The sequence below is a fragment of the Rhodococcus ruber genome, assembly GCF_027270735.1.
Classification (GTDB): domain Bacteria; phylum Actinomycetota; class Actinomycetes; order Mycobacteriales; family Mycobacteriaceae; genus Rhodococcoides; species Rhodococcoides rubrum_A.
In genome coordinates, this window is the sequence record NZ_JAPWIJ010000003.1 from 563902 (window position 1) to 585897 (window position 21996).

At 65.1% G+C, this 21996-nt stretch carries 23 protein-coding genes; 9 read left to right on the plus strand and 14 right to left on the minus strand.

Annotation, left to right across the window (positions count from 1 at the left end; all coding sequences use genetic code 11):
* Positions 1-60: 60 nt before the first annotated feature.
* Entirely contained in the window at positions 61-522 is a 462-nt protein-coding gene (locus O4220_RS09850) for an NUDIX hydrolase (RefSeq protein ID WP_269603671.1), read from the plus strand.
* A 16-nt stretch (positions 523-538) separates the two neighbouring features.
* On the opposite strand, the gene O4220_RS09855 is transcribed toward O4220_RS09850, so the two are convergent.
* From O4220_RS09855 to O4220_RS09870, 4 genes are all read right to left on the minus strand, one after another.
* Positions 539-1633, minus strand: coding sequence for a sugar phosphate nucleotidyltransferase (locus O4220_RS09855; RefSeq protein ID WP_032376891.1), 1095 nt, complete (start codon positions 1631-1633; stop codon positions 539-541).
* Positions 1623-2534: a glycosyltransferase family 2 protein gene (locus O4220_RS09860; RefSeq protein ID WP_269603504.1), complete on the minus strand. Its 912-nt coding sequence runs from the start codon at positions 2532-2534 to the stop codon at positions 1623-1625. The genes O4220_RS09855 and O4220_RS09860 overlap by 11 nt, the downstream gene beginning before the upstream one ends.
* A 34-nt stretch (positions 2535-2568) precedes the next feature.
* On the minus strand, positions 2569-3423 hold the full coding sequence (gene rfbD, locus O4220_RS09865) for a dTDP-4-dehydrorhamnose reductase (protein ID WP_269603506.1): 855 nt from the start codon (positions 3421-3423) through the stop codon (positions 2569-2571).
* Positions 3424-3677: 254 nt separating this feature from the next.
* Positions 3678-3863 (minus strand): hypothetical protein, encoded by a 186-nt coding sequence (locus O4220_RS09870; RefSeq protein WP_269603507.1) that lies wholly within the window; start codon positions 3861-3863, stop codon positions 3678-3680.
* Here O4220_RS09870 and O4220_RS09875 point away from each other — a divergent pair, their 5' ends adjacent.
* Together O4220_RS09875 and O4220_RS09880 are read left to right on the plus strand one after the other, a co-directional pair.
* The gene (locus tag O4220_RS09875; RefSeq protein WP_269603508.1) at positions 3864-5300 is read left to right on the plus strand and encodes an LCP family protein; all 1437 of its coding nucleotides are present in this window, start codon (positions 3864-3866) and stop codon (positions 5298-5300) included. It abuts the gene before it with no gap.
* Between the two features lie 96 nt (positions 5301-5396).
* Entirely contained in the window at positions 5397-6122 is a 726-nt protein-coding gene (locus tag O4220_RS09880; protein ID WP_420030357.1) for a TIGR03089 family protein, read from the plus strand.
* 31 nt (positions 6123-6153) lie between these two features.
* Here O4220_RS09880 and O4220_RS09885 read toward each other — a convergent pair whose 3' ends face one another.
* Genes O4220_RS09885 through O4220_RS09895 form a run of 3 tightly spaced genes read right to left on the minus strand, consistent with a single transcriptional unit; the run spans position 6154 to position 8310 of the window.
* A complete protein-coding gene (locus O4220_RS09885) occupies positions 6154-6480 on the minus strand; it encodes a hypothetical protein (RefSeq protein ID WP_269603511.1) in 327 nt (108 codons plus the stop codon).
* A gap of 59 nt (positions 6481-6539) precedes the next feature.
* Positions 6540-7064, minus strand: coding sequence for a 5-(carboxyamino)imidazole ribonucleotide mutase (gene purE, locus O4220_RS09890; RefSeq protein WP_269603512.1), 525 nt, complete (start codon positions 7062-7064; stop codon positions 6540-6542).
* Positions 7057-8310, minus strand: a complete 1254-nt coding sequence (locus O4220_RS09895) for a 5-(carboxyamino)imidazole ribonucleotide synthase (RefSeq protein ID WP_269603513.1) — start codon at positions 8308-8310, stop codon at positions 7057-7059. Before O4220_RS09895 ends, purE begins: the two co-directional genes overlap by 8 nt.
* Positions 8311-8456: 146 nt before the next feature.
* Here O4220_RS09895 and O4220_RS09900 point away from each other — a divergent pair, with 146 nt between their 5' ends.
* The gene (locus tag O4220_RS09900) at positions 8457-9017 is read left to right on the plus strand and encodes a GtrA family protein (protein ID WP_269603515.1); all 561 of its coding nucleotides are present in this window, start codon (positions 8457-8459) and stop codon (positions 9015-9017) included.
* Positions 9018-9023: 6 nt separating this feature from the next.
* On the opposite strand, the gene O4220_RS09905 is transcribed toward O4220_RS09900, so the two are convergent.
* From O4220_RS09905 to O4220_RS09920, 4 genes are read right to left on the minus strand one after another with little or no spacing between them, the layout of a single operon-like run.
* Positions 9024-10343 (minus strand): sensor histidine kinase, encoded by a 1320-nt coding sequence (locus tag O4220_RS09905; RefSeq protein WP_269603517.1) that lies wholly within the window; start codon positions 10341-10343, stop codon positions 9024-9026.
* A gap of 6 nt (positions 10344-10349) precedes the next feature.
* Positions 10350-11030: a response regulator transcription factor gene (locus O4220_RS09910; protein WP_032378125.1), complete on the minus strand. Its 681-nt coding sequence runs from the start codon at positions 11028-11030 to the stop codon at positions 10350-10352.
* A 39-nt stretch (positions 11031-11069) separates the two neighbouring features.
* Positions 11070-11669 carry a PH domain-containing protein gene (locus tag O4220_RS09915; RefSeq protein ID WP_269603519.1) on the minus strand — a complete coding sequence of 200 codons (600 nt, stop codon included), beginning with the start codon at positions 11667-11669 and terminating at the stop codon, positions 11070-11072.
* 49 nt (positions 11670-11718) lie between these two features.
* Positions 11719-12546 (minus strand): biotin--[acetyl-CoA-carboxylase] ligase, encoded by an 828-nt coding sequence (locus O4220_RS09920; protein ID WP_269603521.1) that lies wholly within the window; start codon positions 12544-12546, stop codon positions 11719-11721.
* 94 nt (positions 12547-12640) lie between these two features.
* On the opposite strand from O4220_RS09920, the gene O4220_RS09925 reads away from it, so the two are divergent.
* The 3 genes from O4220_RS09925 to O4220_RS09935 are packed head-to-tail and all read left to right on the plus strand — an operon-like array spanning position 12641 to position 15248.
* Positions 12641-14281 (plus strand): acyl-CoA carboxylase subunit beta, encoded by a 1641-nt coding sequence (locus O4220_RS09925; protein WP_269603523.1) that lies wholly within the window; start codon positions 12641-12643, stop codon positions 14279-14281.
* A complete protein-coding gene (locus O4220_RS09930) occupies positions 14278-14583 on the plus strand; it encodes an acyl-CoA carboxylase epsilon subunit (RefSeq protein ID WP_269603525.1) in 306 nt (101 codons plus the stop codon). The genes O4220_RS09925 and O4220_RS09930 overlap by 4 nt, the downstream gene beginning before the upstream one ends.
* 32 nt (positions 14584-14615) lie before the next feature.
* Positions 14616-15248, plus strand: coding sequence for a Maf family protein (locus tag O4220_RS09935; protein ID WP_269603675.1), 633 nt, complete (start codon positions 14616-14618; stop codon positions 15246-15248).
* An 11-nt stretch (positions 15249-15259) separates the two neighbouring features.
* On the opposite strand, the gene O4220_RS09940 is transcribed toward O4220_RS09935, so the two are convergent.
* Together O4220_RS09940 and O4220_RS09945 are read right to left on the minus strand one after the other, a co-directional pair.
* Complete coding sequence (locus O4220_RS09940) at positions 15260-15703, minus strand: flavodoxin domain-containing protein (RefSeq protein WP_032376881.1); 444 nt, start codon at positions 15701-15703, stop codon at positions 15260-15262.
* Positions 15704-15817: 114 nt separating this feature from the next.
* Positions 15818-17182, minus strand: a complete 1365-nt coding sequence (locus tag O4220_RS09945) for a hypothetical protein (protein ID WP_269603529.1) — start codon at positions 17180-17182, stop codon at positions 15818-15820.
* 142 nt (positions 17183-17324) lie between these two features.
* Between O4220_RS09945 and O4220_RS09950 the strand changes: the two genes are divergently transcribed.
* A complete protein-coding gene (locus O4220_RS09950; protein ID WP_269603531.1) occupies positions 17325-18602 on the plus strand; it encodes a glycosyltransferase in 1278 nt (425 codons plus the stop codon).
* Positions 18603-18607: 5 nt separating this feature from the next.
* On the opposite strand, the gene O4220_RS09955 is transcribed toward O4220_RS09950, so the two are convergent.
* Positions 18608-19969 carry a hypothetical protein gene (locus tag O4220_RS09955; protein ID WP_269603533.1) on the minus strand — a complete coding sequence of 454 codons (1362 nt, stop codon included), beginning with the start codon at positions 19967-19969 and terminating at the stop codon, positions 18608-18610.
* A gap of 539 nt (positions 19970-20508) precedes the next feature.
* Between O4220_RS09955 and O4220_RS09960 the strand changes: the two genes are divergently transcribed.
* A complete protein-coding gene (locus O4220_RS09960) occupies positions 20509-21957 on the plus strand; it encodes a condensation domain-containing protein (protein WP_269603538.1) in 1449 nt (482 codons plus the stop codon).
* The last annotated feature ends 39 nt before the right edge of the window (positions 21958-21996 follow it).

The window sequence follows — 21996 nt, forward strand, 5'->3', positions numbered from 1 at the left end:
GGAGCATCGCTCGATCGATGGGCACCGTCCGATTCCAGCGACGAATCGCTCCGGCACACGATGCTGGCGTTTCTGCACAGCAACCCGGATGCATGTCTGCGCGCCAACGAGGCCGGCCACTTCACGGCGTCCTCGCTGGTGCTGAACGAATCGGGAAGCCACGTGCTGCTGACTCTTCATCCGAAGGTCGGCCGGTGGATTCAACTGGGCGGCCACTGCGAACCGACGGACCACACTGTGGTCGACGCGGCCCTGCGTGAGGCCACCGAGGAATCCGGGATCGCTGATCTGGCCATCGATCCGGCACTGCTTTCGGCGCACACGCACCCGATCACGTGCTCGCTGGGTAAGGCGACCCGGCACCTCGACCTGAGGTTCCTGGTGCGCGCCCCGGACGGTGCCCGAGCGGTGCGCAGCGAGGAGTCGACGGATCTTCGATGGTGGCCGGTGGACGCTCTGCCGGACACCGCCGAGCACGAGACGATCGACCGTCTCGTCGCACTCGCTGCACGCCGCCGGTAGCGACGAGCAGGTCGGGTCAGACGTCGGTGGAGAAGCGCACTCCGCCGTCGGGCAGCTTGACGCCGGGCCATACGCGTGCGCCGCGGAGCAGCTCACAACGTGCTCCGATGTCCGCACCGTCGCCGATGACCGCGTCTCGCACCAGGGCGCGAGGTCCGATGCGGGAACCGAAGCCCAGAATGGACCGCTCGACGACGGCCCCCGCCTCGACAACCGCACCGTCGAACACGACGGCACCGTCCAGGCGAGCTCCGGCACCGATCTCGGCCCCCCGGCCGACGACGGTTCCGCCGATCAACAGTGCGCCGGGTGCCACTCCTGCGCTCGGGTGAACCAAGGATTCACCTCGATCTCCGTGCAGCGCAGGCGACGGCGCGATGCCGCGGACCAGATCGGCCGAGCCCTTGACGAAGTCTTCCGGCGTACCCATGTCACGCCAATATGCGCTGTCGACGTGTCCGTAGACCTTCTTGTCCTCGGCGAGCAAGGCAGGAAACACCTCTCGCTCCACCGACACCGGCCGGCCGGCCGGGATGGACTCGATGATCTCGCGCTTGAAAACGTAGCAACCGGCGTTGATCTGGTCGGTCGGCGGATCCTGTGTCTTCTCGAGAAACGCTGTCACGCGGCCGGATTCGTCGGTGGGCACACAACCGAACGCGCGCGGGTCGCCGACACGAACCAGATGCAACGTGACATCGGCGTCGGTGGTTCGGTGCGTATCGAGAACTGCCGTCAGATCGGTGCCGCCCAGCACGTCGCCGTTGAAGACCATGACGTTCTCGGCACGCAGTCGCGGTAGGACGTTCCTGATGCCTCCGCCGGTGCCGAGCGGCTCGGTCTCGAAGACGTATTCGAGATCGATGCCGAGCGAGGATCCGTCTCCGAAATGCTGCTCGAACACTTCGGCTTTGAACGATGTTCCGAGGACGACGTGCTCGATACCCGCGGCCTTGATGCGGGCCAAGAGATGGGTCAGGAACGGTAGGCCGGCGGTGGGGAGCATCGGCTTGGGTGCCGAGAGCGTCAGCGGCCTGAGCCGAGTTCCCTTGCCGCCGACCAGAATGACTGCATCGGTACGTGCGGCGACCGATGGGGAACTATCCGACATGTCCAGCCTCTGTTCTCTCGTCCGTGAGTCGTCCTTCAACTGCGCGGGCCCGAAGCGCCGAGGTCACAACGATCTTCGAGCGAAGACCGAGACCGGCGCGCAGAGCCAATCGTAAGGGAGCCTGCCACGTCTTCGCGTGCCTGTCGGCCTGGAAGCGGTACGCACTGGTGTGATGTGCGGGCAACATCACTTCCGGATGCCGCCCTGCTGCATGGCCTTTCGAGTGGGTTACCTCGACATCGGGAACGTAGACGTTGTGCCAGCCCGCCCTGCCGAGCCGGTCACCGAGATCGACGTCCTCCATGTACATGAAGTAGCGCGAGTCGAATCCGTCGATCGAATCGAACGCCGACCGCCGCAGCAACAGGCACGATCCCGACAGCCACCCCACGGGTCGCTCGGTCACCGTCTCGTTCTCCTGGCGATACCGCTGAGTCCACGGGTTCTTCGGCCAGAGCTTGCCCAGTATCGCGTGGCCCGCACCCGACGTCAGATCGGGCACCGACCGAGCCGACGGGTAACGAGAGCCGTCGGGCTCGCGGATGAGAGGACCGAGAGAACCTGCTCGCGGCCACCGAGCCGCTGCGTCGAGCAATCCGTCGAGTGAACCGGGATGCCAGCGCACATCGGGGTTGGCCACGACGACGAATTCGACGGCCGGGTCCACGGCGGCCACCGCGCGATTGACCGCTGCTCCGTAACCGATGTTCGCGCCGGTGCGCAGCAACTCGGCCTCGTCGAATGCTGCCTCGGCTGCCTCGGGGGTGCCGTCGACCGAGCCGTTGTCGGCCATGATCACCCGATAGGGGCGCGTCGTGGCCTCACGTAGAGACGTCAGAAATTGATCCAGGTATTCGCCGGGCGAATAGGTCACCGTCACTACGGCCAGCTCGGAACTCACGCGGGCAAGAGTAGCCCGAGCACGGGCGAAAGCCTCATCTCGACTGCGTCAAGGCTGCCGTCAGTGCGGCCGACCACGGGCGCGCCGGCGTCAGGCCTGCGTCGACCCAGGCGGTCGGCGAGAGGACCGAGTAGGCAGGCCGGGGAGCCGGAACGACGTATTCGGCGCTCGAACAGGGCTGCACTCGCTCTGCATCGGCACCGATCTGTGTGAACACCGCGCGAGCGAGGTCGAACCAGCTGGCCTGCCCAGCGTTGGTGTAGTGCAGGGTCCGTCCCACCACGGTGGGGTCGGCTTCGATCTCGAGCAGGCCCGACGCCAGGTCGAGGGCGAACGTGGGCGAACCGATCTGATCGTTCACCACCGAGAGGGTCTCGCGCTCGCCTTCGAGCCGTCGCATCGTGGTCACGAAGTTCCTACCGGTGTTGTCGTACACCCACGCGGTCCGCACGATGACGGCCTCGGGCAACTCCTCGCGCACCGCGAGCTCGCCGGCGAGCTTGGTGCGTCCGTACGCCGACTGCGGCGCGGTCTTCGCGTCGACCTCGTACGGTTCGTTCGCTGTGCCGTCGAACACATAATCGGTGGATACGTGGATCAAGCGAGCACCGACACGCCCGCAGGCGCGCGCAAGATTTCGGGGGCCGTCCGCATTGACGGCCATGGCCCTGGCCTCGTCGGTCTCGGCAGCGTCGACCGCGGTGTAAGCAGCACAGTTGATCACCGTTGCTCCCGCACTCACCGTGGCAGCGACCGCATCGGGGTCGGTGATGTCCAGGTCGGCGGACGAATACGCGAGAACCTCCGCGCCGTTACCTCGCTCTGCAGCGAGAGCCACCACTCGGCGGCCCAACTGGCCGTGTGCACCGGTTACCACGATCGCATTCACGGTTGCCAAGTGTGGCACGCCGGGTTCGGTTGGGCGAGGCAGCGACTGCCGACAAGTAACCTTCGAAAGGCGGGGGGAGAACGAAGCAGTCGACTGCCGAGGTCGGTCGGAACGAGAGAGGGTCGTGAACGGTGCCACGAGATTCAGGCACGCCCGGAGGTGAGCGCACTCCCCCGCCGCGGCGGCGCACTCCCCGGCGATCCGACGGTTCCGAGGCACGCGGTGCGTACCGCCCCGACGATCTCGATGCGCGTTCAGCCCGTCGACACCCCGACGAAGAACAGCGCGGTCAACGCCGGTCCCGCGAACGCAGCCGCGGCGAATCGACCGGGAGATCGCACCGGACGAGGCAGCGTGATCCCCGCGGTTCCGTCGGACGACCAGAATCCGAGCGCGGCGCTCCTGCCGCTGGTGGCGGTCGCCGTTGGCCCGCGACTCACGTGGCTGTCGCAGTCCTGTCGATCCTCGTCCTTCTCGTGACCGGTTTCGCGTGGCGCAGTGTCGACAGTCTGCGATCGAACATCGCGACCGCAGGTGGTCTCGGTCTCGGCGGTGCAGCAGACGGTGCAGTCGACATCCTGATGGTCGGTACGGACAGCCGAACCGACGCCCACGGCAACGCGTTGTCGCCCGAGGAACTCGCATCTCTCAACGCCGGTGAAGAGGTGGCGTCGAACACCGACACGATCGTGTTGATTCGCGTCCCGAACGACGGATCGTCGGCCACTGCTATTTCCATCCCACGCGATTCGTACGTGGAAGTACCGGGCATCGGGATGTCGAAGATCAACGCCGCGTACGGCGCGACCAAGGAGAACAAGCGGCTGGAGTTGGTGGAGCAGGGTGTCACGGACGCCGACGCGGAGTCGCAGGCCACCGAGGCCGGGCGCGAGGCTCTGATCGATTCGGTCGCCAATTTGACCGGGATCACCGTCGATCACTACGCCGAGGTCGGTTTGCTCGGCTTCGTACTGTTGACCGATGCCGTAGGCGGCGTCGAAGTGTGCCTCAACAACCCTGTGCAAGAACCACTCTCGGGTGCGAACTTCCCGGCCGGTGAGCAGAAGCTGGCCGGTTCACAGGCTCTGAGCTTCGTCCGACAGCGGCACGATCTTCCCCGTGGAGACCTGGACCGCATCGTGCGCCAGCAAGTGTTCATGGCCTCGCTCGTTCGGAGTGTGTTGAGCGCCAAGACACTGAGCAATCCCAGCAAACTGGGGCAACTCAGCACGGCGGTGCAGCGTTCCGTGACGCTCGATTCCGACTGGGACATACTGGAATTCGCTACTCGACTGCAAGATCTCGCCGGAGGCAAGGTCAAGTTCGAGACCATCCCCGCCGTCGACATCAACGCCACGACCGACTACGGCGAATCGATCGTCCAGGTCGATCCTGCCGCGGTGAAGAAGTACGTCGCGGGTTTGCTCGGCGATGGCAACTCGGCGGAGGCCAATGCCGAGAACTCCGATGCCCCGGCGGTAGATCCGTCGACGGTGACCGTGGACGTCGCGAACGACAGCGGAATCGAAGGACTCGCCAACGGCGTTGCCGGTTCCCTGACTGCGTTGGGGTACGTCGGCGGCACCATCGGAAACTACGAGGGCTCGTCCATCTCGGCGAGCCGCATCCAATCTGCCGACGTCGACAGTGACGCCGCGCGCGCCGTCTCGGCCGCGCTCGGCGGACTGCAGATCACTGCGGACGACGCGCTGGCGTCGGACACCGTTCGGGTAGTACTGGCCGACGACTACGCGGGCCCCGGATCCGGGCAGGCGGCAACAGCCGAAACCATTGCGCCCGAGTCGGGTACAGCCATCCCCGAGGAGCCCGCGGCTCCGATCGACGCGGGCTCCACCGGCCCGATGTGCGTCAACTGACAGAGGCGTCGACCGACATGGTCGTCGACTTCGTCGGCGCTGCTCACAGCGCGGAAAACGCAGCGTGTGAACAGGCGCGCCGAGTCGTCATCTAGGGTGCGTGGTGTGGCCTCGAATCTGACTCAGACCCTGCTCGACCCGATTCTTGCCGCCGACCCGGCCGGTCCGCGCATCACGTTCTACGACGATGCGACAGGCGAGCGGGTAGAGGTGTCTGCGGTGACGCTCGCGAATTGGGCCGCCAAGACCGCCAACCTGTTACGCGACGAATTCGCGTTCGAGGTCGGCGGCAGAGTCAGTGTGCTGTTGCCCGCACACTGGCAGACGGCCGCGGTCCTGCTGGGGACGTGGTGGGCCGGCGGCGAGGTGGTCTTGGGCGTCGACGACTCCGCGGACGTGGCCATGGTGTCGGCACATCGACTCGACGAGGCCCCGGATGTCGACGAGGTGTTGGCCTTCTCACTCGACGCGTTCGGTAAGGCTGTCCCCGACCTGCCGATCGGAATGACCGATTACGCCACCTCGGTGCGGGTGCACGGCGATCAGTTCCGGGTCTCGGGAGGCGGAAGCGGAACAGCGGCACTGGACGGTCGTTCGGTGGACGAGGTACTCGCTGCCGCCCGCGCCGCCGCCGACACCCGTTCCTTCACAGCCGCCGATCGCGTGCTGTCGACTGCATCCTGGAACACCCCCGACGAGGTGATCGAGGGTCTGCTGTCGGTGCTCGCCGCAGGTGCCTCGCTGGTTCAGGTGACCAATGCGGACGAGGAGAAGTCCGAGCGGCGCGTCGAGACCGAGAAAGTCACCGCAACCCTGACCTGAACTTCGGGCACACACCGCACGAGCGCAGCACTCATCCGGGCGGTCGATAGCCGCCGTCGGCGAGACCCGCCTGGATTTCGTATTTGTTCGCAGGCCCACGGTGCCGCGTTTCCTCGGCGAGGTATCGAAACGGGAACGTCAACCCGAAATGCGCCCACTGATCCGCGTGCACGGCCTCGTGCCGCAGTACCCGACGAGCAGTGTTGCCCTTCGTCAGGTAAGCGCCACCGAATGTCGTTCCGCCGCGCCCGAATCCGCCGCGCAGGCCGGTACAGACGAAGATCGAGAACTCGTCGTCGAAATGCGCTGTTCCGCGCCACACACGCGCGTAGAACAAAGCCAGCCGCGTCACGAGCATGGACTGCCACCGACCCCGCCCGGCTCGCCGAATCTGCTCATGCCGAGACACAGCCGTCCTCACCCCAGCAACGTGGTGCGCAGAGCTTTGTCCTTTTCCAACACCACGGCCTCGAGTGACGCCTGGAACGCGGACATTCGTTCTTGCAGCGCGGGATCGGACGCACCCAGAATCCGGACCGCGAGCAGCCCCGCGTTGCGAGCACCGCCGATGGACACCGTAGCCACGGGCACGCCCGCGGGCATCTGAACTATCGAAAGCAGCGAATCCATACCGTCGAGGTACTTCAGTGGGACCGGCACACCGATGACCGGCAATGGCGTCGCCGACGCCACCATGCCGGGCAGATGCGCCGCTCCCCCGGCACCGGCGATGATCACCTTGATGCCACGACCAGCGGCCTCGCGGGCATAGTCCAGCATCCGCTGCGGGGTTCGGTGTGCCGAGACGACGCCGACCTCGAACCGAATACCGAACTCCGCCAACGCTTCTGCAGCCGCTTCCATCGTGGGCCAATCGGAATCGCTGCCCATGATCAGGCCTACGGCAGGTCCGGGCTCAGCGATAGTGGAGGTGTCAGTCATCGTGCGGATCCCATCCGTCGGTCCATTCGGCGTGCGACATCCAGTGCGCTGCACGTTCGGCCCGCTCGCGCACCGAGGCCACGTAGGCAGGATCGCCGAGTGAACCGGACGACGAGCCAAGGATGTTCACGTGGCCGATCTTGCGGTCCTTGCGCTCACCTTTTCCGTACAGGTGCACCTTCGCATCGGGCATGCGGGCGAACAGGTGATGCAGCCGCTCGTCCATCGTCATTTCCGGTGCCTCCGGCGCGCCCAGAATGTTGGCCATCACGGTCAGCGGAGCAAGCGGGTCGGTGTCTCCGAGTGGATAGTCCAACACCGCACGCAGATGTTGCTCGAACTGCGAGGTGCGGCACCCGTCCATGGTCCAGTGACCGGAATTGTGCGGCCTCATCGCCAGCTCGTTCACCAGCAGCTTGCCCGAGGTGGTCTCGAACAGCTCGACCGCCAGATCTCCTACGACGCCGAGTGCCCCCGCGATGTCGAGTGCGAGCCGGCCCGCGAAAGTGGCCACGTCCTCATCGAGGTCGGGAGCAGGTGCGAGCACGACGGCGCACTGGCCGTTGCGCTGTACGGTCTGCACGACGGGCCACGCAGCACCCTGACCGAACGGCGATCGTGCGACCATGGCCGACAATTCGCGGCGCATGGCGACCTTCTCCTCCACCATGAGCGGTACACCCAGGTCGAGTTGAGCAGTGACGATCGCCTCTGCTTCTTCGGCATCTGCAGGCATCCAGACACCGCGTCCGTCGTATCCGCCGCGTACGGCCTTGAGGACCACCGGCCACCCGTGCTCGTCTCCGAACGCGATGGCGTCCTGCGCCCATGCGACCTCCGCGTAGGCGGGGCCGGGCGCGCCCAGTTCCGCCAGCTTGCGACGCATCCGCAGTTTGTCCTGCGCGAAGATCAACGCGCTCGGTGGCGGCTGCACGTTGACACCTTCGGCGACCAGAGTCTCCAGGTGCTCGGTCGGCACGTGCTCGTGGTCGAACGTGAGCGCGTTGGAACCGGTCGCGGCGGTGCGCAGCGCCTCGAGGTCGTCGTGATGCCCTAAGACGACGTCGGGGCTCACCTGGGCAGCCGGCTCGTCCGAGCCCGCGGCCAGGACCCGGAGCGTCTGCCCGAGCTCGATGGCGGATTGGTGGGTCATTCGTGCGAGCTGACCGCCGCCGATCATCGTGACCACGGGCATTCCGGTCGACGACGGGCGCGCAGCTGTGGGGCGCGGTTCGGTACCTGTCACGGCTCACCATGGTGTCATGTCGTGCGCCTTCGGTCCGAACCGGCAGCCGCACACGAGACGGCCGACTCGGCGAGGACCTGTGGAAACCCTGATGATCAGAGCGTCGGTTCGTCGGATCGGTCGTACGTTTCGTAGACTTCACCGTTGTGCCGACGATCGACAGCGTGCTTCGACGCTTACCCAAGCCCATCAGGGATCTTGCGATTCGGCACAGCGAGCTGATCAAGTTCGCCATAGTGGGTGGCACGACGATGGTGTTCGACCTCGTCATCTTCTATTCGCTGAGCTTGACGGTGCTCGAGCAGAAGCCCGTGATCGCGAAGATCATCTCGGGCGTGCTTGCCACGCTGCTGAGCTACTTTCTCAATCGCGAATGGGCCTTCAAACACCGCGGCGGCCGCGAGAGACACCACGAGGCCCTGCTCTTCTTCGGCATCAGCGGCATCGGCGTGCTCATCGCAGCCGGTCCCCTGTGGATCGCGAACAACATCTTCGACATCCGCGACACCAACGAGTCCCTGACGATGGTCGTCATCATCGACTTCGTACTGAACTACATCATCGGCAATCTTCTTCAGATGGCGTTCCGGTTCTGGGCGCTGAGGCGTTTCGCATTTCCCGAGGACAACGCGCGCACGATTCTCGAGATCGACGCCGAGCGCAACGAGGGCCCTACCGCCGCTGCGGACGCACTCGACCAGCCCTGACCATTCTCAACGCGGCTCACGGCGCGGCATCGCGGGCGAGGGTTCACGCCACGCCGGTATGAACACCGAGAACAGCGCAGGTCGGCGACGTTGCAATTCCAGCCTGCCGCCGTCCGCTTCGATCAGAGCCCGAGCCAGTGCCAACCCGACACCGGTGGATCCGGCACCGGAAAATCCGCGATCGAAGATGTGTGGCGCAAGTTCGTTGCTCACTCCCGGCCCCTCGTCGGATACCTCCACGCAGACCAGTCGTTCCCGCCGTCGATCGGTGCTCTCGACCGCCGAGACCGCCCGGACGGCGACTGTGCAGGTTCCGTCGCCGTGCACCAGGGAATTGTCGACCAACACCGACACCGCCTCCCGCAGGCGTGATCCCGTCACCGACGCCTTGAGGTCCATGTCGCCCTTGAGCTCCAGGCTGCGGCCTACGTCCTCGAAATTGCGCTGCCATTCGACGACGGTGCCGGTCAATTCCTCGATGACCGAGACTTCGTGAGCGCCGGCTGCACCGTCACTGCGGGAGGACCGAACGAGCTCGTCGATGGCGAGGGTCAACCGGTCGACCTGGTCCATCGCCTCGTTTGCCTCGTCCACCACCGCCGGATCCGGGTGCGTGGAAATTTCGTCCAGCCGCAGCCGGACCGCCGTCAAGCGGCTGCGGAGCTGGTGGGAGACATCGGCGACCAGCGTGTGTTCACGCTGCAGGCGGCCCGCGATCTCGACAGTGGCCGAATCGAGTACTTCCGAGACCCGGTCGAGCTCAGCGATCCCGTGCCGTCGTGGGTCCGGCCGAAAGTCACCCTCGGCAAGTCGAGCGGCGCGCCGGGCCACGTCCTGCAGCGGATCGGCCAAGCGCTTGGCAGTCAGAACAGCGACGACCGTGCCGGCCATCGCGGAGGCGAGTACCACGAGAGTCACCGCTCCGAGCGCCTGTCGTTGAAGGGACCGCATGTCGTCGGACGGCACTTCGAGTCGCAGTGAACCCGAGGTACCCATCGACAACGACTCCACGAGCGGCCGATCCACGAACGCCTGGCCGATGTCCGCCCGCGACGCAGCATCCTCGGGGGTCGGGTAGATGACCACCAGCCGTCCCCCCTGGGGGATGGCCAATCGAAGCGAACCGATGTCGAGTTGGCCTTCGATCAGACCCGCCGACCCCTCCTGCGAGATGATCTCCGCCGCCATCCTGTCGAGACGGGCTTGCAGGTCGTTGCGGGTGAAGTCCTCGACCCACAACCACGCCGTGTACATCAGAGGCAAACCGAGCAACAGTGCCGTCATGACGACGACAGCGAGAATCGAGACCAGAATTCGACGCCGCATCGACGACTAGTCGCTGTTGATGCGGAATCCGACGCCGCGCACCGTCGCGATACGACGCTCGGCAACGGGTCCCTCGTCGCCGATCTTGCGACGCAGCCAGGACATGTGCATGTCGAGGGTCTTCGATCCGCGCAGCTCGGCGTCGCCCCATACCTCGCGCAGAATCACATCGCGGGAGACCACTTGGCCCGCATGATCGAGCAAGACCTTCAGCAGCTCGTATTCCTTGTTCGCGAGCGAGATCTCGGTGCCCCCGACGAGGACGCGGCGGGCTGCTGGTTCGAGGCGAATGGCTCCGACCTCGATCGGCGAGTCCTCCCCCGCTCCGCGGCGGCGGAGCAGGGCACGTACTCGGGCCATGAGCTCGGCGAGCCGGAAGGGCTTGCCGACGTAGTCGTCTGCGCCGGCATCGAGGCCGACAACGAAATCGACTTCGTCGGTTCGCGCGGTGAGCATGAGGACGGCCAGCTCGGATCGGTTGGCCCGCACCTGCCGGCACACCTCTAGGCCGTCCATACCCGGGAGCCCCAGGTCGAGGATCAGCAGATCGAATTTTCCATCCAAGGCGCGTTGGAGGGTGGCAGGGCCGGTCTGTTCGACGGTCACCGTGTACCCCTCACGCCCGAGAGCGCGGGACAGGGGCGCAGCGATAGCTTCGTCGTCTTCGGCAAGCAGCACGTCGGTCACATCGGTCACCCTACGGTTCCAAAATGAGAACAGCCTGTGTTACCTGCGTTTTCCAGCGCGCCATCCGGGTCTGGACTCGGGGGGCGAATCGTCGGACATCGGCTCGAATGCAGCCTCTCGGCCGTGCACGGACTCGCGGCGGTACTCCATCGAGTCGAATACCTGCTGGTAGAGCAGGGAATGGACACGCTGGACGTGCGGAATGTCGTCGAACTCGAGTGGATCGTCCGACGCCGAGGCAATGATGAGTGTTCCGGTGCCCAGCATCCGATCGAGCAGGCCGTGGCGAAACTGCACGTTGCTGATTCGACTCATCGGAATATCTATGCCGGAGTGGGTCAGCACGCCCTGGCGAATCAACACACGCCGATCGGTGACGATGAAATGCGTGCACTTCCAACTGATCAGCGGAACCAGACAGCGCCACCCAACGATCGCCGCCCACACCACTGCTGCGGCGATCATGGCGACGTCAGCGGCGGTGGATTGCAGCCGCGCACTCGCTACGCCGAGGGCTACCCCGGCGACGCCGGTGACGAGGACGAACGTGATCGACGGGAGTATCAGCATCTTCCAGTGCGGGTGATGATGGAGCAGTAGCTCTTCCTCGTCGGCCAACGCGTCTTGTGGATACCCCACGTGCACTCCTGACTACTCGCTACGGCATCCGACTGAAGGTGTGATGGTCTCACGAGACGGGTCGGAGATGAGTGACGTCACCCGCCGCCACAGCCAGCCGACCGGAATCGGGGTGCTCCATCTCGATCACCATTCTGCCGTGCTCATCGACGTCGACGGCAGTGCCGAACTTCTCCTCGCCGCCGGGAAGGTCGACTCGCACGCGCTGCCCTATGGTGCCGCACCGATCCCGATACCGGTGCGCGAGCGCATCGGTACTCCAGTTCGAGTCACGCCACGAGTCCACTTCGGCTGCCACCCCCCGCAGAATCGCGCGCACCAACGTGTCGCGATCGAGAACCGCTGCCTTCTCCAGAGCGAGCGACGTGGCCGTGGACACCGGCAACTCGTCCGCGGTCATCGACACGTTGACCCCCAGCCCGATGACCACCGTCGGCGACGGTCCGTGCGCAGCCACCTCAGCGAGGATCCCTGAGACTTTCCTACCTCCGATGAGGACGTCGTTGGGCCACTTCAGTCGCGCATCGACTTCGCCGACGGTCCGTAACGCATCGACCAATGCGATCCCGGTCATCAACGGCAGCCATCCGAGCACCGCTGGATCGATGCCCGGGAACTTCAGCAGCATCGACAAGAGGATCTGCGACCGAGGCGCGCCGGAAAACGATCTCGAGTGCCGACCACGACCGTTGTCCTGATGCTCGGCGATCAGCGCGGTCCGGTCGGCACAGTTCGCTGCCCCTGCCACCAGATCCGCATTGGTCGAACCGGTTTCGGTCACCACGTCCAGACGGGACCACGACGCCTGCGGCCCGTCCACCAGTGCCCGCCGAAGTGCGCGGACGTCGAGCGGCGGGCGATCGAGGTTTGTCCACATGAGCACCAGCATATGGGCTCGGCGTAGACGGAACCCGTCGGCGAACCACCCTGGGTCGGGTCGCAGATCACACTCGCAGTTAAAGTGTTGCCCCATGACCAGCGTCCAGGATTCCACTGCACCCGGGTCGGCCGAAACACCCGATATCCATACCACTGCGGGTAAATTGGCCGATCTTCGTAAACGTCTCGCGGGTGCGGAGCATCCTTCGGGTGAGGCGGCGGTGGAGCGGGTGCATGCGAAGGGCAAGTTGACTGCGCGGGAGCGGATCACCGCCCTGCTCGACGAGGGTTCGTTCGTCGAGCTCGATGCGTTGGCGCGGCACCGGTCCCAGAATTTCGGGTTGGGTGAGAACCGGCCCCTCGGTGATGGTGTCGTCACCGGCTACGGCACGGTCGACGGCCGTGATGTGTGTGTGTTCTCCCAGGATGCGACCGTTTTCGGTGGCTCGTTGGGGGAGATCTACGGGGAGAAGATCGTCAAGGTGATGGATCTGGCGGTCAAGACCGGGCGGCCGTTGGTGGGGATCAACGAAGGTGCCGGTGCCCGCATCCAGGAAGGTGTCGTCTCTCTCGGGTTGTACGGGGAGATCTTCCACCGCAACGTTCGTGCGTCGGGGGTGATCCCGCAGATCTCGGTGATCATGGGACCCGCCGCGGGCGGGCATGTGTATTCGCCGGCGTTGACCGATTTCGTGGTCATGGTCGATGGCACCAGTCAGATGTTCGTCACCGGCCCCGATGTCATCAAAACCGTCACCGGTGAGAACGTGACGATGGAAGAGCTCGGTGGCGCGACGACGCACATGGAGAAGTCCGGGGTCGCGCATTACGTCGCGTCCGGGGAACACGATGCACTCGACTACGTGCGTGATCTGCTGTCGTATCTGCCGAGCAACAATCGGGCCGATGCGCCGCGGACAGTCCCGTCGGATCCTGTTCTCGGGGCGATCGAGGACTCGTTGACCGCGGAGGATCTCGAGCTCGATACGTTGATTCCGGATTCGCCGAACACTCCGTACGACATGCACGAGGTGATTCGCCGGATCCTCGACGACGACGAGTTCCTGGAAGTGCAGGAGGGGCGGGCCCGCAACATCATCGTCGGGTTCGGGCGGGTCGACGGCCGGTCGGTGGGGATCGTGGCCAACCAGCCGACGCAGTTCGCGGGCACGCTCGATATCGATGCCTCGGAGAAGGCGGCGCGGTTCGTGCGCACGTGTGATTGTTTCAACGTTCCGATCATCACGTTGGTCGATGTGCCGGGGTTCCTGCCGGGGACGGGGCAGGAGTACAACGGCATCATTCGTCGTGGCGCGAAACTGTTGTATGCCTACGGGGAGGCGACGGTCGGGAAGATCACCGTCATCACCCGCAAAGCGTACGGCGGGGCGTACGACGTGATGGGGTCCAAGCACATGGGAGCCGACGTCAATTTGGCGTGGCCGACCGCGCAGATCGCGGTCATGGGGGCCTCGGGTGCGGTCGGGTTCGTGTACCGCAAGCAGTTGCTCGAGGCCGCGAAGAAGGGTGAGGACGTCGATGCGTTGCGGCTCGAGTTGCAGCAGGAATACGAGGACACGTTGGTCAACCCGTATGTCGCTGCCGAACGTGGGTATCTCGATGCGGTCATTCCGCCCAGTCACACCCGTGGGCAGATCGTGACCGCGTTGCGTCTGCTCGAACGCAAACAAGTGACCCTGCCGCCGAAGAAGCACGGAAACATTCCACTATGAGCGGCGAAGCGAATCATGACGCAGTGAGCGGCGAAGCGAATCACGACGCAGTGAGCGACGAGGTCGTGCTGGCGGAGGACGAGATTTCCGCCGCGTCTCCGGAAGTTCGCGTGGTGAAAGGCAATCCGAGCGACGAGGAACTTGCCGCGCTGGTGGCAGTTCTGACGGCTGCACAGGGTGGACCTGCATCGGTGAGCGATTCTCGGCCTCCGGAGCTGTGGGGATCACCGACGCTCCTTCACCGCGGTTTCGCGCCTCAGTCGGCGTACTCGTACGCAGCCTCGGGCCGCTACTCGCGGTGACTGTGCCACCAGCGGAGGACGATCGGCGTCCGATACGTCTCGTCCTGGCGTCTGCCTCCCCGGCTCGCCTGTCGGTGCTGCGCGGAGCCGGCGTCGAACCGATCGTCCAGGTGTCGGGCGTGGACGAAGATGCGCTCACCGAGGCTCTCGGGCCCTCTGCATCTCCGGAAACGGTGGTGACGGAATTGGCCAGGGCCAAGGCGGCAGCAGTGGCGGAGACGTTCATGGACTCGACACACGATCTGGTGATCGTGGGCTGCGATTCGATGCTGTCGATCGGCGGCGAACTACACGGTAAGCCGCATTCGGTCGAGGTGGCGCGAGAACGATGGCAGTCGATGGCGGGAAACAGCGGCGAGTTGCTGACCGGCCATGCAGTGCTTCGGGTGACGGCCGGCGTCGTCGTGGCACAGGCTGCGGCGCACAGTTCGACCGTCGTGCACTTCGCGACGCCGTCGTCGATGGACCTCGAGGCCTATCTCGCCTCCGGTGAGCCGCTCGCGGTTGCGGGGGCCTTCACGCTGGACGGGCTCGGTGGTTGGTTCGTGGACCGCATCGAGGGCGACCCGTCCTCGGTGATCGGCATCGGCCTACCGCTGGTGCGAACCCTGTTGAACCGGGTGGGGACGTCCTTGGCCGAGCTGTGGGGTCGATCCTCGTCTTAGCCGCACCGGTGTCAAGGCAGTAGGTCGATCAGTTCGCGCGCCCACTCCTCGGCCATCGTCTTGGGCTTGATGTTGGACGAGCTGTCGTGCCGAGCGTGGCTGCCGATCTGCTTGCCACCGAGTTCGGTGAGCTTCTCGGCAATGATCTCGCCGCCGCGGTTGAACGTGTCCTCGTAGACCCGGTCGCCCAGTCCGAACACTGCGAACTGGAGCCCCGCGAGGTCGGGGGCATCTTCGACGAGTGCGTCGAAGAAGGGCTCTGCACCGGTGGGGAGCTCGCCGTCGCCGTAGGTGGAGCAGATGATCACGTGGACGTCGTCCGTGTCGATATCGGACACCTCGTACTCGAGCATGTCGCGTACCTCGGCGTCATGATCGCTCAGAACGTCCGCAATCTTGTCGGCGACCTCCTCGGCCGTACCGGTCTCGGACCCGAACAATACGACCACTGCCATGGATCGCTCCCCTTTCTCACACCTGCTCGAACACTCGAACAGTCGGCAAGCATAGCGGCACCGGGGATCCGGTCGAAAATCCGTGTGCACCCACCTTTGTGAGGTGTCTCGAGGTCACCAGAATTCGGGCGTCAGACCCCAACTGTCGTATTCGGCCTCGACGAGCCCGCGCAGGTGTTCCTTGCTGGGGAATCTGTCCGGATCGAGCCCGGTGACGCACAGTGTCGCGCGGTCGCCCGATTCGTTCCACCACGCGCTGACGCCGCCTCCGGTGCGCCGCAGCAGGGCCACATCGGTGTTCTGTGTGATGGACCTCATTGCTACCGCGGTGGCGTCGACACCCCCGATGGTGCGCAGCGCGACACCTCGGCTGCCGAGATTCGAGCACAGACACAGCGGTGCCGATCCGGATGCGGCAAGTTTGGCCACGATCGCGTCGGGCAGCAGTTGCATCAGGGGTTTGAGCAGCTCGAAGGTCGTCGTGACAGTCCGGTCGGCCTGGGCCCGGAATGCCTGTTTGCTCGATGCTCGAATCGGCCCGAGGTCGTTGCGATACGCCCCTCCCCCGTCCACATGGATCGAGACGCCGGAGGTCGCGTTGGCTCGCCGATCTCCCGCCCTCCTGGTGCTGACCGGGAGAGCGACACGAACCCGCTCCTCCGTGGCGATTCGTCCACTGCGGGTCAAGATGCCGAGCACGACAGCAACCAGCAGACTGTTGGAGCTGCCGCCTTTGCTCGCCGCGGCAGCAGACCAGTCCGCGGACATGCAGTCCACGACAACGGTGCTCGGTACCCACGCTCCCTCCGCCGGTGCCACCATCACACGCGGGCGGTCCGCCTTCGCGTCGACGGATACCGAGCCGGAGCCCGTGGTCCTTGCTCGCACCGCCTCGACCGCGGCACCGCCGAGAGCACGTGCCGCACCCGAGAGCGCCGCACCGATCCGACCGACACCGTCGACGATGTCGGCACCCGTGCGAGCCGACACGGTGTCGGAATCGTCGAGTCCGACTCGCTCGAAATCGTCGGGAACCGCGCGCCCGGACAGCGCGGACGCGGCGGCCGAGGTCAGAGCTCCGCCGTCACCGACGACGTGGGAGCCCACCAACGACACGATCGTGCCGCCATCTTCGACCGCTGTGGCGGACAACCGCCACGCCGGTCCCTCGATCGGGTTCAACGTCGCGGCAGCTTGGTCCTCGATCCATCGGTCGACTGCCGCACGGACGATCGGTGATTCGACGACGATGGGATCGGCCGGTCTGCGGGCCGCGGTCCAACTGTCACGCGCTCCGGGGACTCGTGCCCGCCGAACGGACCGATCGATAGGGCCTGCGGCGAGCAGGTGCCACATCGCTTCGAGTGCGTCGACCGAGATCGGGCGGTCGAATCGCCAGACGATCTGATTGACCACCGGTACCCCGAGAACGCATTCCATGCGGAGGAAGAGGTCGTCGTCGTAGGTCAGTCTTTCCACCACGAGAGCCTATCTCTGTGGGCGTACGCATGCAGGTGGGCCGCAATTGTGTTTCCCGCCATATGTTTTCCGTATCGAGCCGAGGCAGACGGGTACTGATAGGTTGTCTTCGATCCGAAGTCGACGTGCTGCGAAGGACTGTATGAAGTTCGTGATGCCCTTCAACGGGAGCCGCGGTGACGTGACACCCGGTGTGGCGCTCGGTGTGGAACTCGCCCATCGCGGGCACGATGTGGTGTTCGGCGCACCCCCCAATCTGCTGGACTTCGCTCGCTCGAGCACGGCTGGGTCCGAACGTGTGCACGTGGTCTCGTTCGGCCCGGACACCCATCGCCTGTTGGAGTCGGAGCTGATTCGGGTGCGGATCAAGTCGGCGAACCCGCGGACGAGAATGACGGCACTGGCGGAATTGGCCAATCACGGTTGGGACCAGATGACGGCCGAGCTCGCGCAGATGTCGGAGGGCAGCGACGCGATCGTCACTGGCTCACTGGGGCAGGAAATGGCGTTCAACATGGCAGAGGCAACCGGCAGTGCCTTTGTGGCCCTGCACTATTGCCCACTCCGACGAAACGGTGTCGTCCCGGTGGTTCCTGGGGTGGGCCTGCCGGGCACCGTCAACCGATCGATGTGGGCGCTGGCCGAGGCACTGCGGTGGAAGTCGATGAAGACTCGCGAGAACACCCAGAGGACAACCCTGGGCTTGGCAACCACCCGCGATTCGTTACCCAGACGATCCGAGCGGTACGGCGGCGTCGAGATCCAGGCCTACGAGTCGGCACTCTTTCCCGGGCTGGCCGAGCAGTGGGGGCCGCTGCGTCCGTTCGTCGGATTTCTGGGGCTGAGCACCGGGCGGAGGGAAATCGATCCCGCACTCGAGCAATGGCTGCATGCCGGACCCGCACCGGTGTACTTCGGTTTCGGCAGTATGCCGGTTCCCGACCCCGTAGCGCTGTTGCGCATGATCGACAACGTGACCGAGCAGCTGGGTCTCCGGGCCCTGGTCTGTGCCGGCTGGAGCAATCTCACCGGTGCCGAATCGATTGCGGCCCGGGCGAATCCGAACATGATGATCGTCGAATCGGTCGATCATGCGAGCGTGTTTCCGCGGTGTATTGCAGCTGTCCACCATGGTGGTGCCGGCACGACGGCCGCGAGTGCGCGCGCTGGCCTGCCGACGCTCGTGTGCTGGTTCAGCGCCGACCAGCCGTTCTGGGGTGCTGCGCTTCGCCGGATCGGGGCCGGGGCGAGTACGAAGTTCTCGGCCTTGTCCGAACCTGTTCTGCTACAAGGCATTGCCGACATCACCACCGAGGCGGCCAGGAGAGCGGCACGCGAGCTCGCAGAGACCGTGACACCGACCGAAGCAGCCGTGGCGGCCGCGGCGGACATCGCCGAGGCCACTGCGCGCGACCACTGACGCACTCACCAGAAGTGCGCGGACAGCCCCCATCGAGTCAACGCAGCGGCCACGTGGTCACTCAGCGCTCGGTCATCGGGGAATCGATCGGGATCCATGGCGTGAACTGTCAGGGTGACGGTGGCGTCCGTCTCGCACACCCAGGCCGTGAGTCCACCGTCCAGCGATCGAGCGAACTGCGCGTCGGCACCGAAGAAAGTCGCTCTGCCGGACACCGCGCGAGCTCGGACACCTGCCACCGTGCTGAAATCATCGGGTAATACACCCAGGTTGGACGCCAACCCTTCGGCACCGTCCCGAGGCTGCGGAACGCGCGCAACCACGGCGTCGGGCAGCATCTGAACGAGCGCCTGCGAGATTCCGGCGGGCGCGTGACCGGCCGCCTGCCTCGCGGCGAACGCGGTGAACGCCGCTTTGCTGAGCGAGCGAATGCGCGACAGGTCGAGAGCGGCGGCGTCGGTGACAGGGACCTCGATCTTGACGATCTTGGTTGCGTTGGAACGGATATCGTCGTCGACGCGATCGCTGACGGGCAACGACCACTGCACTGTGTCGCCGATCGAGGCGCGTCCGGCGTTCCCGGACGCGGCCGTCAGAACCGCGATGAACAACGAGTTCGACGTGCCGCCCCATCTCTTTGCCACCGCACTCCACGTCGCGGCGTCCACCTCGGCAACCACATGCGGCGATGTCCACGCCGAGTCCGAAGCCGGGTCGGTGACGACCTCGGAGCGCCTCGGGCCCACCCGGGGGGATGCAGGTGTCGGTACGGATCGGGTAGGGATCGGCAGGGCTGATACCGCGGAGCTCAGCAGCCAGCCTGCAGCGGATCGAAGTTGCCCCACCGCGTCTCTCACGTCCGCGCCGATCGCTGCCAGTCCGTGCTCGGCTGGAATCGGCCGCGGTTGCTCGGCCGGGGAATTCGCAGACCGGGAATTCGCGGATCGGAACGCGGCGACCAATGCACCACCGTCGGCGACCATGTGCGAGGCAGTCAACGACAGAATTGTCCCTCCGTTCGCCAGCGGCGCGGCCGCCAACCGCCAGCCGAGGCCTGTCTCGGGGTCGATATCCGAATCGAGGCGGCCGTCGGCCCAAGCCAGCACCTCCGAGGACTCGATGGACTCGGGATGAAAATCGAGTGCGTGAGAAACCGACGAGTTCACCCAACGTTCACGAGCAGTCGGCACCGACGGCGCACACACGCGGCGCGCAAGCAAACCGTCGGACAGGTTGTCGCGTAGTTTTTCCAGGTCTTCCCGCTGGACCGATTCGTCGAACCACCAGAGGAACTGGTTATAGACGGGATATCCGATGCCGTGGTGCATTCGCAAGAATAGGTGATCGGCAAATCCAATTCGAGTCACGCGCCGAACCTACTACATCCACGCAACGAAGCAGGTGCGTGAATTCGTCCGAGAAATGCATTCGTATTCCGCAATAGGTGACGACAATCGGCCCGATCTGTGTCTCGCGCCATGTTCGCGCCGCCCGGTGGCGTAGGTCGCTTTCGCCCGAAGACCGACTCTCGCCGAACATTGATTGTGACTCATCATCAAAGCGGACTGCAAAGACGGTGAATTGGTCGTACGATACGACAACTGAGCGCAACCACCGCAGGTGAACGAAGACCGGCGGTCAAGAGCTTCGGTAGTGAGAAGTATTACTTCTACGCGTCGCGAAATAGTTCCACGTAGCCCCTATCGTGACTTCTGGACTCGCTTCGGGTCGACAGCAATGACGTTGTTCTTTCAATGCGGAAAGCAGCAATCAGATAAACGACGAGTCGAATACACGGTCACACGACCCTCGCTTTACATCTACGGCTCGACCGTAATCGAACCCTTGCTGATACCGAACTGACGCCGAACACCGCTGGCCGGGCCCGGAATGGAAGAGGACTGACATGGAATACACCGAACTCGCCGACTACCCACTTCCCGCCGGACGGCTGACCGAGTGGGTCCCACGCGTCGACGACGACCGTTGGGCATCGGACTCACGTGGGCTGTCGTTCACTCATCAGGACCATTGCGAGCGCAGCGCACCGGGATCGTGGATCGGGACCGTGTTCGAGATCCATCGCCGCTACGACGTCGACGCAGTGCGAGCGACCATCGTCGCGTACATGGGACGGCACGAGGCTTTCCGGACCAAGGTCAGTCGCGACGAGGAATCCGGATCGTGGCAGCGCTACACCGCGCCGACAGATGCCGTGCAGGTCATCGATCGCGCGCACACCGAGCCGCGAACCGAAACACAGGTCTTCAGCCATCTGCACTCCTGGTTCGGCGAGACGGTATCGCCGACGGCATGGCCGCACTTCGTACTGGCGACGATCGAACCCGACGATGCCTCGCGTGCTCTCTCGAACGGGCCCGGGGAGTCGTTCCTGCTCGCATTTGCTGCGGACCACTCGGTGATGGATGCCTACAGCCAGATCTACGCCATCAACGAGATCGACCGGCTGTATGCGCAGGCCCTCGAGGGCACCGATCCGGAACTGCCCGAGGTGGGCAGTTACGTGGACTTCAGTCAGTCCGAACGCGAGCTGGGCGACACCCTGACCAGGGACCACAGCGCCGTCCGAAAGTGGCAGGACTTCCTGGCCGTGGAGAACGGACGCTTTCCGGGCTTCCCGCTTCCCGTGGCGGTCGAACGGGCGTCCACGACCGACGGTCCTGCCGCTCAGAGCAGCATCTCTTCGTGGCTGCTGACCGCGGATCAGTCGGACGCCGTGAACGCCGCGTGCCGCGCCGCCGGGTACAACATGCAGGCCGGGATCCTCGCGGCCCTGGCTCTGACGAACGCGCGCCTGTCCGGCCGCACGTCGCTACGCACCGTGATGCCGATGCACACGCGAGACGAACAGAAATGGGCGGCATCGGTCGGCTGGTACGTCGGGATCCTGCCGATGGAGATCCAACTCGACAGCGCGCGCACTTTCGGCGAGGCGCTCGAGGCCGCAGCGGCGGCGGGCTCGGCGAACAAGGGGCTCGCACGCATGCCCTACTCCAAAATCGCGCAGATTCTCGAGTCGACGGAGATCCCCCGGTTCGTCGTCTCGTACATCGACCTGAGGTTTCTTCCGGACGCAGCCCAGTGGCAGGCCCGCAAGGGCCGCGCATTGCGGAGCAACTGCCACGCGGACGACGAGGTCTACTTCTGGGTCAACCGGACGCTCGAAGGGCTCAACATCTCGGCACGGTTCCCCAGCTCGGATGTCGCGTCCACCAACGTTCATCGCTTCATCACCGAGTTCGTGGCGGTATTGACTGCAGTGATCGATTCCGATGCCGGTACCGATACGGTGCTCACGTCGGTCTCGCAGTCGGTGACCGTCGCCGCGGAGTGAGACACTCGACCGGCTCGCGGCTCGTATCGCAAAGGATGA

Bases quoted from the DNA above. Each gene is read 5' to 3' on its own strand.
- O4220_RS09850 (WP_269603671.1), top strand. From the start codon at position 61: ATGCTGGCGTTTCTGCACAGCAACCCGGATGCATGTCTGCGCGCCAAC.
- O4220_RS09855 (WP_032376891.1), bottom strand. From the start codon at position 1,633: ATGTCGGATAGTTCCCCATCGGTCGCCGCACGTACCGATGCAGTCATT.
- O4220_RS09885 (WP_269603511.1), bottom strand. From the start codon at position 6,480: ATGCTCGTGACGCGGCTGGCTTTGTTCTACGCGCGTGTGTGGCGCGGA.
- purE (WP_269603512.1), bottom strand. From the start codon at position 7,064: ATGACTGACACCTCCACTATCGCTGAGCCCGGACCTGCCGTAGGCCTG.
- O4220_RS09905 (WP_269603517.1), bottom strand. From the start codon at position 10,343: ATGCGGCGTCGAATTCTGGTCTCGATTCTCGCTGTCGTCGTCATGACG.
- O4220_RS09920 (WP_269603521.1), bottom strand. From the start codon at position 12,546: ATGTGGACAAACCTCGATCGCCCGCCGCTCGACGTCCGCGCACTTCGG.
- O4220_RS09925 (WP_269603523.1), top strand. From the start codon at position 12,641: ATGACCAGCGTCCAGGATTCCACTGCACCCGGGTCGGCCGAAACACCC.
- O4220_RS09930 (WP_269603525.1), top strand. From the start codon at position 14,278: ATGAGCGGCGAAGCGAATCATGACGCAGTGAGCGGCGAAGCGAATCAC.
- O4220_RS09940 (WP_032376881.1), bottom strand. From the start codon at position 15,703: ATGGCAGTGGTCGTATTGTTCGGGTCCGAGACCGGTACGGCCGAGGAG.
- O4220_RS09950 (WP_269603531.1), top strand. From the start codon at position 17,325: ATGAAGTTCGTGATGCCCTTCAACGGGAGCCGCGGTGACGTGACACCC.
- O4220_RS09960 (WP_269603538.1), top strand. From the start codon at position 20,509: ATGGAATACACCGAACTCGCCGACTACCCACTTCCCGCCGGACGGCTG.